Below are 201 nucleotides of genomic sequence, written 5' to 3'. Positions count from 1 at the left end.
ACAAGTGGAAGCAAGGTTCGTGAAAGCATAATCCGAAGTTACATCAAATACAGCATCTGTATCACAGCTATCTGTACCACAAGATTGAAGTGCTAATATATTAGCAGCATTCCAATCGTTAGCAATGGTTTCATTATCTGTTCCATTACATTCTATGGTTTCATCTACAACCGTACAAGCCGTTAGGTCTGGACCAATAGA

The 201-nt window shown here is 38.8% G+C and carries 1 protein-coding gene; it reads right to left on the bottom strand.

The window, feature by feature from the left end; all coding sequences use genetic code 11:
- Positions 1–201: hypothetical protein (locus tag ACVC3Y_RS05890; RefSeq protein WP_452226364.1), on the bottom strand; the 201-nt coding region annotated here is incomplete at both ends.

The sequence above is a fragment of the Lacinutrix cladophorae genome (assembly GCF_053604645.1).
Note: the sequence above shows the minus strand (reverse complement) of the source record. Positions and strands in the feature narration are given on the sequence as shown.